The following is a 13,088-nucleotide window of genomic DNA, read 5'->3' as shown; positions in this document are numbered from 1 at the left end:
CGAGCCACCCCATTGGACATGGTCACCGCACGTTGACGTAGGTTGCGGAGCTGTTTGTTCCACAACGTGCGCGTGCGAGAAGAGGCCTCTGGGTGAGCGAGAAGAAGCCGAGCGTCTGGGAGGGCTTCAAGGCCTTCCTGATGCGCGGGAACGTCGTCGATCTGGCAGTCGCGGTGGTCATCGGCGCCGCCTTCACCAACATCGTGAACTCGGTGGTGAAGGGCGTGATCAACCCGCTGGTGGGGGCGATCGGCACCAAGAACCTCGACAGCTACAGCTCGTGTCTCCGGGACCCGTGCAAGGTAACGGCCGACGGCACCGTGCTGAGCGGCATCCCGATCAGGTGGGGCTCGGTCCTCGGCGCCACGCTCAGCTTCGTGATCACCGCGGCCGTCGTGTACTTCCTGATGGTCCTGCCGATGGCGAAGTACCTGGCCCGGGTGGAGGCCCGCAGGAAGGCGAAGGAGGGGACACACGAGGTCATCGAGGTAACCGAGCTGGAGGTCCTCAAGGAGATCCGCGACGCGCTGGTCGCGCAGCGGGGCTCGGGGCACGACGCACGCTGACGGGCCGGGCCCGCCGTCTGTGGCGGGCCGCCGTGCGGATCGCTCAGATGTGGTGGGGCGGCTTCTCGTCGAGGAAGCGCTTCAGGTCGGCCGCGCTGTCGTTCTCGGTGCGCGGCCGGTCGCCCCAGCCTCGGTCGGTGTCGTCCGAGGACTGCTGGTCCAGCGGGTCGTCGAAGACCAGCGCGGGCCTCGGTTCGGCAGGCGTGGGATCGGGGGCGGTACTCACGGATCCAGGGTACGGCAGCCGCGCCGACGGCTCGTCTGACGCGGATCCCCCACCACGACGGCTTGTGGAATCGGTCACAAGAATTTCGGGTGGGCATCTGCTGTGCTTGGGCCATGACGCCCAGTCCGACGCGCAGTCCACTGCGCAGACTCACCGCCCGCGGCCGGGACGAGGCCCACCGGGTCGCCTCGCCGCTGGAGCTCTTCTTCGACCTGTGCTTCGTCGTGGCCATCGCCCAGGCAGGCGTGGCCCTGGTGCACTCCGTCGCCGAGGGCCACGCCGGCGAGGGCATCCTGAACTACGCGATGGTCTTCTTCGCCATCTGGTGGGCGTGGATGAACTTCACCTGGTTCGCCTCGGCGTACGACAACGACGACGCGCTCTACCGGGTCGTCACCCTGGTACAGATCTCCGGTGTCCTGGTGCTGGCGGCCGGGGTGTCCCGGGCGTTCGAGGACCACGACTTCCTGGCCGTGCTGCTGGGCTATGTGATCATGCGGCTGGCGCTGATCGTGCAGTGGCTGCGGGTGGCGCGTTCGAGCGAGGGCGCGGAGCGGACGATGACCCTGCGGTACGTGGCCGGCGTGCTGCTGTGCCAGGTCGGCTGGGTGGGGCTGCTGGTGCTGCCCGAGGGCGGACGGTCCTGGGTCTTCCTGGTGATGGCGCTGCTGGAGATGTGTGTGCCGCCCTTCGCCGAGAAGGACCATCCGACGTCGTGGCATCCGCACCACATCGCGGAACGGTACGGGCTGTTCACGATCATCGTGCTCGGCGAGACGATCGCCGCCGCCACGGTCGCCGTGAAGTCCGGTATCGACGAGAACGACGCGCTGGACGAACTCCTGCCGATCGCCGCGGGCGGACTGCTGATCATCTTCGCCGCCTGGTGGATCTACTTCGTGGTGCCCATCCACGGCCATCTGCGCTCCAACAAGCAGGCGTTCCTGTGGGGTTACGGCCACTACCTGGTCTTCGCCTCGGCCGCCGCGATCGGGGCGGGCCTGGAGGTCGCCGTCGAGCAGGCCGTCGGAAAGGCACACATCTCCACCCTGGCCGCGTCGGCCGCCGTGACCCTGCCGACCGCGCTCTATCTGCTCACCGTGTGGGTGCTGCATTCGCGGCACTTCAAAGTGGGTATCGCACAGCAACTGGTGCTGCCGGTCACGGCGTTGCTGGTGATTTGCTGCACGTTCCTGGACGACTGGGCGGTGTTCGCGGCGGGCATCGTGGCGGCTCTGGCCGTGGTGACCGGGACGACGCTGACCGCGCGCATGGCCGTCCGGGAAGGCGGGGAGCGCGGGGAGCGGATTCCGGCGGCGTGACCTCATGGGGCCGGGGTGGCGGCTGGACGAGACTGGTCCCATGACAGTTGACGCTCTGACGGATGTCGCCGGGGTGCGCGTGGGACATGCGACGCGCACCGGCGACGGTTGGCTCACCGGCACCACCGTCGTGCTCGCCCCGGACGGTGGGGCCGTCGCCGCGGTGGATGTGCGGGGCGGAGGTCCCGGCACCAAGGAGACCGACGCGCTGGACCCGCGCAACCTGGTGCAGAAGGTCGAGGCGATCGTGCTGACCGGGGGCAGCGCGTACGGGCTCGACGCGGCGTCCGGGGTGATGGCCTGGTTGGAGGAGCGGGGGCGGGGGGTGCGGGTAGGACCGGATCCCTCGCATGTGGTGCCGGTCGTGCCCGCCGCCTGTGTCTTCGATCTCGGGCGGGGCGGGGACTTCCGGGCCCGACCTGATGCGGCGACCGGGCGGGAGGCTGTGGAGGCCGCGGCGGCGAGTGCCGTCGGTGCGGTGGTGCGCGAGGGGTGTGTGGGGGCGGGGACGGGGGCCGCGGCCGGGGCGTTGAAGGGGGGTGTGGGGACGGCGAGCATCGTGCTCGACTCGGGGGTCACTGTGGCGGCGCTGGTGGTGGTCAACGCGGTGGGGTCGGTGCTGGATCCGGAGACGGGGGTGCTGTACGGGGAGTTGTTCCAGGGGCGGGTGGACCGTCCTGAGGCGCGGGTGCATGAGGCCGCTTGTCGGCGGCTCGCCGAGACCGCGGCGAAGAACGGGACGCCGCCGCTCAACACCACGCTCGCGGTGGTGGCCACCGACGCGGAACTGTCCAAGGCGCAGGCGCAGAAGGTGGCCGGCACAGCGCACGACGGGATCGCGCGCGCGGTGCGGCCGGTGCACCTGCTTCACGACGGCGACACGGTGTTCGCTCTGGCCACGGGGGCGCGGGCGCTCGACACCGCGAACCCGCTCGCGCTCAACTCCGTGCTGGCCGCGGGGGCGGATGTGGTGACGCGGGCGATCGTGCGGGCTGTGCGGGCGGCGGAGTCGGTATCGGGGGTGGGTGGGGTGTGGCCGGCGTACGAGGAGTTGTACGGGGCGGAGGCCTGAGGCCGGGATGCCTGCGGCGGCCTGTGCGGCTTGGTGGGGGCGGGCGTTTTGCGCAGTTCCCCGCGCCGCTGTATGCCTGCGGTCCGGTGGGTGGGTCGGGGCCGTACGCGGCTTGAGGCGCGTACACCGTCCCTACTCAGGGGCGCGGGGAACTGCGCGATCAGCCGCCACCGGCCGGCAGCCGCGCGACAACCGAACCCGGCACTTTCCTGGGCGCCCGGTTCAAGCTCAGCGCAGAGTGGTGGCATTCGATCGGTTCTGAGGGAACCCGCGAGGGGACCGGGTCCCTCTTTCTTCACGGAGTGGAGCGGACAACGTAGATCACACGAATCTGGAGCAGCCCGTGACAACGCCGGACATAGCAGCGCGGCGCGCACTGGGAGCCTGTGTCGTCATCATGGTCGGCGCCCTCACCCTCACTGCGTGCGGTGGCGGCACGGACACCAAGAGCGAAGGCAAGGACGGGAAGAACCCCGCGAAGACCTCTGCCGCGGAGATCGTCATCTCGGCGAAGAACGGCTCGACCGGAGCGTCGATCAACAGGACCGGCGTGAAGGTCAGCGACGGCACGCTGACCGGCGTGAAGATGACGGTCGCGGGCACGGGGCAGGACGTGCCGGGCTCGATGGCGTCGAACGGGGGCAGTTGGAAGCCGGCTGAGCAGTTGGAGCGCGGCACGAAGTACGAGATCGCCGCCACCGCCAAGGACTCGGACGGGAAGGCCGTGGCCGCGAAGTCCGTCTTCACGACCGTCTCCAAGGCGAACAGCTTCATCGGCACGTACACACCGGACAACGGGACGACGGTCGGTGTCGGGATGCCCGTGTCGTTCAACTTCGACAAGGCGATCAGCGACAAGAAGGCCGTGCAGTCGCACATCACCGTCAGCTCCAGCAGTGGGCAGCAGGTGGTGGGCCACTGGTTCGGGACGCAGCGGCTCGACTTCCGGCCCGAGGAGTACTGGAAGGCCGGCTCCAAGGTCACGATGAAGATCGACCTGGACGGGGTCCAGGGTGCGAACGGCGTGTCCGGGGTGCAGGAGAAGACCGTCAGCTTCACCGTGGGGCGGTCCCAGGTGTCCACCGTGGACGCCCACACACAGAGCATGAAGGTCGTACGGGACGGTACGACCGTCAAGACGGTGCCGATCTCCACGGGCAGCCCGGAGTTCACCACGTACAACGGGCAGATGGTGATCTCCGAGAAGTACAAGAAGATCCGCATGGACAGCAGGACGGTCGCCCTCGCCAACGCGTACGACATCAAGGACGTCCCGGACGCGATGCGTCTGACGCAGTCGGGGACCTTCATCCACGGCAACTACTGGTACAACAAGGGGAATCCGCCCTTCGGGCACACCGCTACCAGCCATGGCTGTGTCGGGTTGCAGGACGTCAGGGGCGGGCAGGCGGACACTCCGGCGAAGTGGTTCTACGACAACTCGCTGATCGGGGACGTGGTGATCGTCAAGAACTCCCCCGACAAGACGGTCGCGCCCGACAACGGGCTGAACGGCTGGAACATGTCGTGGAACGAGTGGGTCGCGGGGAGCGCCGTCAGTACGTCGTGATCGCATCAAGGCCCCTCTGACCGGGGATTTTTGACGGATCATCGGGCCGCGTGGGAACTTCCTGCGCGGCCCGGGAGTTTTCCGAGCGTACGTTTTCTCGGTTCCCGGACATGATGTCCGACCGAGGAGCTACGGTATGCACCCACAAGGTGACATGCAGCAACGCCGGGAGAAACCTTGAGCGTTCCGTACGAGACGGCAGCGTACGAACCACCCGAGTCGCCCGAGTCTCCGGAGGAGCACCTCGCGCGGCTCCTCGGTCGTGCCCTGAACTCCTTCGAGCTGCCCGACGAGACGATTCGGCGGCTGGACTGCGCGCTGGCGCACGACAGTTCACTGCACTCCGCGCACCACAGCGCGGGGCTGCACCGCGAGACGTACCGGCACACCTGGCTGCTCGCCGACGGCTCGGCGCTGACGCTGTGGGAGCTCGTCCACAACACCGCGCGGGACAGCGTTCCGCAGCACGAGGTGTACGTCGACGAGGAGGAGCTGCGGGAAGCGACCGCGCGACTGCCGTTGCCGTCGGACACCCCGGACTTCGAGCTGCCGGTGACGGTGCAGCTCTCGCCGGTCCACGCCCCGCGCCACGCCTACGTCCCGGACGACTCGGCGGACCACGCGCGTCGGCTCCTGCGCCGCGCGGAGAACCCGGACCGGCCGGGCTCGGAGACGGCCGCGCTGCTGACGAACGCGTTCGCGCACCAGATCACCCAGGCGTTCGGCCGCCCGTGCCGGGCGGGACGCGCCGGCGGTTTGGGCTACTCGTTGTACGAGCACGCGTTCCTGCTGCGCGACGGCGCGGAGATCTCCCTGTGGGAGGCCGAGCACACGGCGACGCCCGACGGGCGGCACATGTGCGAGGTGTACGTCAGCGAGGACGCGGCCCGGGAGGCGATGGAGCGGCGCGCGGCGCAGGTCTCCTGAGCGAGCTCACGCGCGGAGCACCACCGTACGGCCGGCGCCGGGAGCCGGGTCAGCGGCCGCCGCTGAGCTGTCGTACCAGACCCGCGAAGGCGTCCTCCTCCGCCGGAGTCAGTTCGACGGACTCGTGGCCGGGCGCGGCCTTTCGCTGTTGGGGCAGGGCGGGCAGGCCATGGGCGACGCGCCACAGGGCGGCCTCGTGGCGGCCGCGGCGCAGCATGTAGGCCAGGCCCATCGCCCAGGCGACGACCACCAGGACAAGCAGGGTCATACCAAGCAACTGGTAGACGGAGACGTGCTCAGGCATGCGCTCCAGTAGACACCACGGTCCGGGACTTTGGTCCCGGACCGTGACGTATCTCGCAGGTGCCGTGAACAACTCACAGCTGCCCAAAGGGGCACAGGGTCACGCGGCGACGGGCTGCTTCGCCTCCGCCGCGGGAGCGGGCGCCGCGGGGGCCTCGACCGCCGGGGTCGTCTTGCGCATGCCCTTGAGGACGATGACCAGGCCGGCCGTGATCGCCGTACCGATGGCGATGGCCAGCAGGTACAGGAACGGCTTGCCGATCAGGAAGGTGACCCAGATCCCGCCGTGCGGGGCGCGCAGGGTGGAACCGAAGGCCATGGTCAGGCCGCCGGTGACCGCGCCACCCACCATGGAGGCGGGGATGACACGCAGCGGGTCGGCCGCGGCGAACGGGATCGCGCCCTCGGAGATGAAGGAGGCGCCCAGCACCCAGGCCGCCTTGCCGTTCTCGCGTTCGGCGGGGGTGAACAGCTTCTTGCGGACGGTGGTCGCGAGGGCCATGCCCAGCGGGGGCACCATGCCGGCGGCCATCACGGCGGCCATGACCTTCATCGCGGAGTCGCTCGGGTCCTGTACGGCGATCCCGGCGGTGGCGAAGGCGTAGGCGACCTTGTTGACCGGGCCGCCGAGGTCGAAGCACATCATCAGGCCGAGGAGGACGCCGAGGAGGATCGCGTTGGTGCCGGAGAGGCCGTTGAGCCAGTCCGTCATGCCCTTCTGTGCCTCGGCGATCGGCTTGCCGATCACGATGAACATCAGGAAGCCGACGACGATCGAGGAGACCAGCGGGATCACGACCACCGGCATGATGCCGCGCAGCACCGGCGGGATCTTCACCCGCTGGATGGCGAGGACCACGCCACCGGCCAGCAGACCGGCGATCAGGCCGCCGAGGAAGCCGGCGTTGATGTTGACGGAGATCATTCCGCCGACGAAGCCGGGCACGAGTCCTGGCCGGTCGGCCATGCCGAAGGCGATGTATCCGGCGAGGACGGGGATCAGGAAGCCGAAGGCGACCCCGCCGATCTGGAACAGCAGTGCGCCCCAGCTGTCGACCTGGCCCCAGTCGAAGTGCTCGGAGACCGACTTGGCGCCGTTGATCTGGTAGCCGCCGATCGCGAAGCCGAGGGCGATCAGCAGACCGCCCGCCGCGACGAACGGGACCATGTAACTCACGCCGGTCATCAGCCACTTGCGCAGCTTGGTGCCGTAGCTGTCGCCGGGGTCACCGGCCCGCTCGACCGGCGTTCCGCCCTTGGCGGCCGCGCTGACCTCGCCGCGTGCCGCCTTCCCGCGCACCTCGGTGATGAGTTCGGCGGGGCGGTTGATGCCCGCCTTCACACCGACGTCGACGGTCGGCTTGCCGGCGAAGCGGTCCTTGTCGCGTACGGGGACGTCGTGAGCGAAGATCACACCGTCCGCGGCCGCGATGACCGCCGGGTCCAGCCGGTCGAAACCGGCCGAGCCCTGCGTCTCGACGACGAGTTCGACGCCCGCCTCACGGCCTGCGTTCTCCAGCGACTCGGCCGCCATGTAGGTGTGGGCGATACCGGTCGGGCAGGAGGTGACGGCGACGATCCGGAACGGGCCCTGCGGAGCGTCCGGGGTGGTGTCTGCCGTTGCGGCATCGGCGGAGGCCGCCGCCGATGCCGCAACGGAGTCTTCGGTGGCGTCCGCCGCCGGCACCTCGTCGCCGCGGATCAGCGCCGCCGCGTCCGCCGCGTCCCCGACGGACCGCAGCGCGTCCGTGAACTCGGCGTTCATCAGCTGCCGCGCGAGCGAGGACAGGATCGTCAGGTGGGCGTCGTCCGCGCCGGCCGGTGCGGCGATCAGGAAGATCAGGTCGGCGGGTCCGTCCGCCGCGCCGAAGTCGATCCCGGCGGCGCTGCGCCCGAAGGCGAGCGTCGGCTCGGTCACGTGCTCGCTGCGGCAGTGCGGGATGCCGATACCGCCGTCGAGGCCGGTGGGCATCTGGGCCTCACGGGCGGCCACGTCGGCGAGGAAGCCGTCCAGGTCGGTCACCCGGCCCAGGGCGACCATGCGCTCGGCGAGGGCGTGTGCCGCCGCTTCCTTGGTATCGGCGGACAGGTCGAGGTCGACCAGGTCCGCGGTGATCATGTCGCTCATCGCGGGCTCCTTCGCACGCGTATCGCCCGGGGAGTGGAGTGGGCGGGAGGGGTGGGGACGGGGGTGCAGTGGGGGATCAGGGGGACGCCGGTACGGGTGGCGGAGGCGGGTAACGGGGAGTCCGCCATCGAGAAGAACCGCAGGTCCGTCATGACACCGGCTCCTTCAGCACTCGGTCCACCGGCACCTCGGCCGTCACCGTCACGGACGCCGGGTCCAGATCGAACGGCGTCGGCATCACACTGCCGGGCAGCTGGACGGCGGCGGCGCCGTGCGCGACCGCGGAGGCGAGCGCCTCGGGTCCGCCGCCGCCGGCGATCAGGAAGCCGGCCAGCGAGGAGTCACCGGCGCCGACATTGCTGCGTACGACCTCCACGTGCGCGCTGCCGAACCAGGCGCCCGAGCCGTCCACGAGCAGCTGCCCGTCGGCGCCCAGGCTCGCGAGCACGGCGTGCGCGCCCATCTCGCGCAGTTCCTCGGCCGCCTTCACGGCGTCGCCGACCGTCGCCAACGGCCGCCCGACGGCCTCCGCGAGCTCCTCCGCGTTCGGCTTCACCACGTCGGGCCGTTCGCGCAGTGCCTCCAGGAGCGCGCGCCCCGAGGTGTCCAGTGCGATCCGCGCGCCTCCGGCGTGCGCCCGCGCGACCACCTCGGCGTACCAGGACGGCGCGAGCCCCCGGGGCAGGCTTCCGCAGCACGCGATCCAGGAGGCGTCACGCGACTGCGAGCGCACCGTCTCCAGCAGCAACTCCTGCTCGGCCGCGGACAGTTCGGGCCCCGGCGCGTTGATCTTCGTGAGCACCCCGTCGGACTCCGCGAGCGCGATGTTCGACCGGGTGGCGCCCTGGACCGGCACCGGCGCGACCTCGATGCCCTGCGCGTCGAGCAGATCCGCCACCAGCGCGCCCGGCGCACCGCCCAGCGGCAGTACGGCGACCGTACGCTGCCCGGCGGCCGCGACGGCTCGCGAGACGTTGACGCCCTTGCCGCCCGGGTCCATGCGTTCACCGGTGGCGCGGATGACCTCGCCGCGCTCCAGGGACGGAACCTCGTACGTGCGGTCCAGGGACGGATTCGGGGTGACGGTGAGGATCATGCGCGCACTACTTCCGTGCCGCCGCGCTCGACGGCGGCGGTGTCTTCGGGGCTCAGCCCGCTGTCGGTGATCAGCAGGTCCACGTCGCTCAGGTCGCCGAAGCGGGCGAAGTGCTCCTGGCCGTGCTTGGCGGAGTCGGCGAGCAGCACCACGCGGCGGGCGGCGGCGATCGCCGCGCGCTTGACCGCGGCCTCGGCGAGGTCGGGGGTGGTGAGGCCGTGGTCGGCGGAGAAGCCGTTGGCCGCCACGAAGAGGACATCGGCCCGGATCTCGCCGTACGCCCGCAGCGCCCAGGCGTCGACGGCGGCGCGCGTACGGTGCCGTACGCGCCCCCCGACGAGATGGAGCTGGATGCCGGGGTGGTCCGCGAGGCGGGCCGCGATCGGCAGGCTGTGGGTGACGACGGTGAGCGAGGCCTCCAGCGGGACCGCGGCGGCCAGGCGGGCGACGGTCGTACCGGCGTCGAGGATCACGGTGCCCTCGGTCGGCAGTTCCGCGAGGGCCGCCTTGGCGATGTGGTCCTTCTCGTCGGCCGCGGTCGTCTCGCGCTCGGCGAGGTCCGGCTCGAAGTCGAGACGGCCGGCCGGGATGGCCCCGCCATGCACCCGTTGCAGCAGCCCCGCGCGGTCGAGGGCCTTCAGATCTCTCCGGATGGTCTCGGCCGTGACCTGGAACTCCTCGGCCAGCGAGACGACGTCCACCCGCCCGCCGTCTCGCGCGAGCCGGAGAATCTCCTGCTGCCGCTCCGGTGCGTACATGTCCGTTCGCCTCCGACCCATGCCCGAACGTGTGGATTCAGTCGGAGGCTACGCCCGGATTTCCGGAAAGTAAACAGTTTCGGACGCGATTCGGGCATGAACAGGCTTCTGAGGGTGTCCGAGCAGGGGAGGCAAAGAACAGAAGGGCCCGGCACCTCGGAAGATGCCGGGCCCCCACCAGGAACCTCACCCCACCGGCTGCGGCTCCCGCTCCTCCACCACCGGACTCTCCGACGCCCCCTCGATGTGCTGCGCGGGCCGCCGGGGCAGCGCGAACATCAGCAGGAAGATGACGACCATCACCGCGGCGACCCACCCGAGCGCGTGCTGGAAGGCGTCCACGAAGGCCGGGCCGACCTGCTCCGGTCGCAGGTCGTCGCCGATGACCCCGTAGAACACCACCGACACCAGCCCGAGCCCCAGCGCGTTGCCCATCTGCTGCACGGTGTTGATGAGCCCCGACGCCGACCCGGCGTGCTCGCGCGGCACCTCCGACAGCACCGCGTCCGTCAGCGGAGCGACGATCAGGCCCATGCCCACTCCCATCACGACCAGTGGCAACGTCATCTGCCACGAGCTGACCGACATGCCGTACCGCTCGGCCTCCCAGAGGTAGAGCAGCACGCCGACCGCCATCAGCAACGCACCGGCCTGGAGCACCTTGCGCCCGAAGCGCGGCACGAGCTGCTGCACCGACAGCCCCGCCGCCGTGGACACGGCGAGGGAGAACGGCACCCCTGTCAGCCCGGCCCGCAGCGGGCTCCACCCGAGCCCGAACTGCATGTACAGCGTCCACACCAGGAAGAAGATGCCGAGCGCGATCCCGAACACGGTCTGCACCGCGATACCGGCCGCGAAGCTCTTCACGCGGAACAGGGAGAGCTCGATCAGCGGGGAGCCGTCGCGGGCGGTCTTGCGGCGCTCGTACGCCACCAGCGCACCGAACACGACGAGCGCACCGGCCATGCACAGGTACCCCCACAGCGGCCAGCCCAGCTCACGGCCCCGGGTGAGCGGGTAGAGCAGCATCAGCAGGCCGAGGACGACCAGGGCGACCCCGACAAGGTCGAGCTTGAGCGCCTTGGGCGCCTTCGACTCGGTGATGAAGCGGCTGCCGAGCAGGAGTCCCGCGATGCCGACCGGCAGGTTGATGAGGAAGATGGGCCGCCACTCCAGCCCGAACAGATTCCACTCGGTCAGCAGCGCCCCGAGCAACGGACCGGAGACGGCCCCGAGCCCGACGACCGCGCCGAAGAGACCGAACACCTTGCCCCGCTCATGGGCCGGGAAGGTGGCGTGCACGATCGACAGCACCTGCGGCACCATCAGCGCCGCCATACCGCCCTGCAGAATCCGGGAGGCCACCAGCATCTCCGGGTTCGCGGCGAAGCCGCACAGCGCGGAGGCGAGCGTGAATCCGCCGATCCCGAGGAGGAACAGCCGCTTGCGGCCGTGGATGTCACCGAGCCGTCCGCCCGTGACGAGGCCGGCGGCGAAGGCGAGCGCGTACCCGGCCGTTATCCACTGGATCTGGCTGACGGAGGCGCCGGCGTCCCGCTGGATCGACGGGATGGCGATGTTGACGATCGTGACGTCGACGAGGTCCATGAAGGCCGCGGTCATCACGATGGCGAGGGCGAACCAACGACGCCGGTCGCCCGCGGCGGGCTGTGCGTCGAGGGGGCCCGAAGGGCTGGTCTCGGTGGAGGTCATACCCAGAACCTACGACCCCACTAGGACAGATCACGTCCTACTCGTACGGCATCCTCGAACCATGACGACGGACACCCCGGCACGGCTCCTGACGCTCCTCTCCCTCCTCCAGACGCCCCGCGAATGGCCCGGCGGCGAGCTCGCCGACCGCCTCGGGGTCTCCCGCCGCACGGTCCGGCGGGACATCGACCGCCTCCGCGAACTGGGCTATCCCGTCCAGGCGACCATGGGCTCCGACGGCGGCTACCGGCTCGTCGCGGGCAAGGCCATGCCCCCGCTCGTCCTCGACGACGAGGAGGCGGTGGCCATCGCGGTCGGCCTCCGCGCGGGAGCGGGGCACGCGGTCGAGGGCGTGGAGGAGGCGTCCGTACGAGCGCTGGCGAAGCTGGAACAGGTCCTGCCCTCCCGGCTACGGCACCGGGTGTCCACCCTCCAGTCCGCGACAACCCCGCTGACCAGTGGGGACGGGGCGACCATCGCGACGGAGACCCTCACGGTGATGGCCTCCACGGTGGCCGGTCACGAGCGTCTCCGGTTCGCCTACCGCGCGAAGGACGGCGCCGAGTCCCGACGGGTCGTGGAGCCGTACCGCCTGGTCTCCACCGGGCGCCGCTGGTACCTCGTCGCCTACGACCTCGACCGCGGCGACTGGCGGACCTTCCGCGTCGACCGGGTGAGCGACCCCTTCGCGACCGGAGCACGGTTCGCTCCGCGGGAGCTGCCGACGGGGAGTGCGGCGGAGTATCTGCGGCAGTCGATGTACCGGCGGCAGGAGACGTACGAGATGGTCGTGACCTTCGAGGCCGATGTGTCGGTGGTGGGGGCGCGGGTGCCGGGGTGGGTGGGGGTACCGGAGTCTCTGGGCGAGGGGCGGTGCCGGTTGCGGGCGGCGGTGGGGGATGCGGTGGAGTGGATGGCGGTGCGGCTGGCCATGACGGGGGTGGAGTTCACGGTCCAGGAACCGACGGAACTCGTGGAAGCGGTACGGAAGTTGGGCGAGCGGATGGTTCGGGCGGCGGGCGCCTAGAGGGGTGCCGGGTCGGGTTGCCGTGCGGGTGCGGGTCCGTTGGGGCTGGTCGCGCAGTTCCCCGCGCCCCTAGGGGGTTGCAGGCGGCCTGCGCCACGACGGACCGTCAACCACCACGCGCGCCACCACGAGCCGTTCCCCATCCCGCGGCCACGACGGACCGCCAACCACCACGCGCGCCACCACGAGCCGCTCGCCATCCCGCGCGCCACGACGAGCCGTTCGCCACCACGCGCGCCACCACGAGCCGTTCGCCATCCCGCGCGCCACCACGGGCCGTTTGCCGCGTATGGCGCGAAGGGGACGGGGTGGGGGGTGTCCGCCCGCAGCGGCCGGCGTCCGTTACAGAGCACATCTGAGGCAACCGAGCCGCCGGACCG

12 protein-coding genes are annotated in these 13,088 nt (G+C 70.6%); 6 read left to right on the top strand and 6 right to left on the bottom strand.

Features of this window, described 5'->3' with window-relative positions; genetic code table 11:
• The first annotated feature begins 92 nt into the window (after window positions 1–92).
• Window positions 93–566, top strand: a complete 474-nt coding sequence (mscL, locus tag ACI2L1_RS37560) for a large conductance mechanosensitive channel protein MscL (RefSeq protein WP_404743924.1) — start codon at window positions 93–95, stop codon at window positions 564–566.
• 43 nt (window positions 567–609) lie between these two features.
• On the opposite strand, the gene ACI2L1_RS37555 is transcribed toward mscL, so the two are convergent.
• Window positions 610–792, bottom strand: a complete 183-nt coding sequence (locus ACI2L1_RS37555) for a hypothetical protein (RefSeq protein WP_404743923.1) — start codon at window positions 790–792, stop codon at window positions 610–612.
• A 113-nt stretch (window positions 793–905) separates the two neighbouring features.
• On the opposite strand from ACI2L1_RS37555, the gene ACI2L1_RS37550 reads away from it, so the two are divergent.
• The 4 genes from ACI2L1_RS37550 (at window position 906) to ACI2L1_RS37535 (ending at window position 5,683) form a co-directional block, all read left to right on the top strand.
• Entirely contained in the window at window positions 906–2,114 is a 1,209-nt protein-coding gene (locus ACI2L1_RS37550) for a low temperature requirement protein A (RefSeq protein ID WP_404743922.1), read from the top strand.
• Window positions 2,115–2,154: 40 nt separating this feature from the next.
• The gene (locus ACI2L1_RS37545) at window positions 2,155–3,186 is read left to right on the top strand and encodes a P1 family peptidase (protein WP_404743921.1); all 1,032 of its coding nucleotides are present in this window, start codon (window positions 2,155–2,157) and stop codon (window positions 3,184–3,186) included.
• A gap of 343 nt (window positions 3,187–3,529) precedes the next feature.
• Window positions 3,530–4,756 carry an Ig-like domain-containing protein gene (locus ACI2L1_RS37540; protein ID WP_404743920.1) on the top strand — a complete coding sequence of 409 codons (1,227 nt, stop codon included), beginning with the start codon at window positions 3,530–3,532 and terminating at the stop codon, window positions 4,754–4,756.
• Between the two features lie 177 nt (window positions 4,757–4,933).
• Window positions 4,934–5,683 carry a DUF6227 family protein gene (locus ACI2L1_RS37535; RefSeq protein WP_404743919.1) on the top strand — a complete coding sequence of 250 codons (750 nt, stop codon included), beginning with the start codon at window positions 4,934–4,936 and terminating at the stop codon, window positions 5,681–5,683.
• A gap of 49 nt (window positions 5,684–5,732) precedes the next feature.
• Here the strand turns inward: ACI2L1_RS37535 and ACI2L1_RS37530 are convergent, their stop codons facing one another.
• The 5 genes from ACI2L1_RS37530 to ACI2L1_RS37510 all read right to left on the bottom strand — a co-directional run bounded on the left by ACI2L1_RS37530 (window position 5,733) and on the right by ACI2L1_RS37510 (window position 11,681).
• Window positions 5,733–5,987: a hypothetical protein gene (locus tag ACI2L1_RS37530; RefSeq protein ID WP_404743918.1), complete on the bottom strand. Its 255-nt coding sequence runs from the start codon at window positions 5,985–5,987 to the stop codon at window positions 5,733–5,735.
• 99 nt (window positions 5,988–6,086) lie between these two features.
• Window positions 6,087–8,114: a fructose-specific PTS transporter subunit EIIC gene (locus tag ACI2L1_RS37525; RefSeq protein WP_404743917.1), complete on the bottom strand. Its 2,028-nt coding sequence runs from the start codon at window positions 8,112–8,114 to the stop codon at window positions 6,087–6,089.
• Window positions 8,115–8,262: 148 nt separating this feature from the next.
• Window positions 8,263–9,210: a 1-phosphofructokinase gene (gene pfkB / locus ACI2L1_RS37520; RefSeq protein ID WP_404743916.1), complete on the bottom strand. Its 948-nt coding sequence runs from the start codon at window positions 9,208–9,210 to the stop codon at window positions 8,263–8,265.
• Window positions 9,207–9,968 carry a DeoR/GlpR family DNA-binding transcription regulator gene (locus ACI2L1_RS37515; RefSeq protein WP_404743915.1) on the bottom strand — a complete coding sequence of 254 codons (762 nt, stop codon included), beginning with the start codon at window positions 9,966–9,968 and terminating at the stop codon, window positions 9,207–9,209. The genes pfkB and ACI2L1_RS37515 overlap by 4 nt, the downstream gene beginning before the upstream one ends.
• A 186-nt stretch (window positions 9,969–10,154) precedes the next feature.
• Entirely contained in the window at window positions 10,155–11,681 is a 1,527-nt protein-coding gene (locus ACI2L1_RS37510; RefSeq protein WP_404743914.1) for an MFS transporter, read from the bottom strand.
• Between the two features lie 61 nt (window positions 11,682–11,742).
• On the opposite strand from ACI2L1_RS37510, the gene ACI2L1_RS37505 reads away from it, so the two are divergent.
• Entirely contained in the window at window positions 11,743–12,708 is a 966-nt protein-coding gene (locus ACI2L1_RS37505) for a helix-turn-helix transcriptional regulator (protein WP_404743913.1), read from the top strand.
• Window positions 12,709–13,088: the final 380 nt, after the last annotated feature.

Origin of the sequence: Streptomyces sp. NPDC019531 (assembly GCF_044903305.1) — a bacterium.
GTDB lineage: Bacteria > Actinomycetota > Actinomycetes > Streptomycetales > Streptomycetaceae > Streptomyces.
Note: the sequence above shows the minus strand (reverse complement) of the source record. Positions and strands in the feature narration are given on the sequence as shown.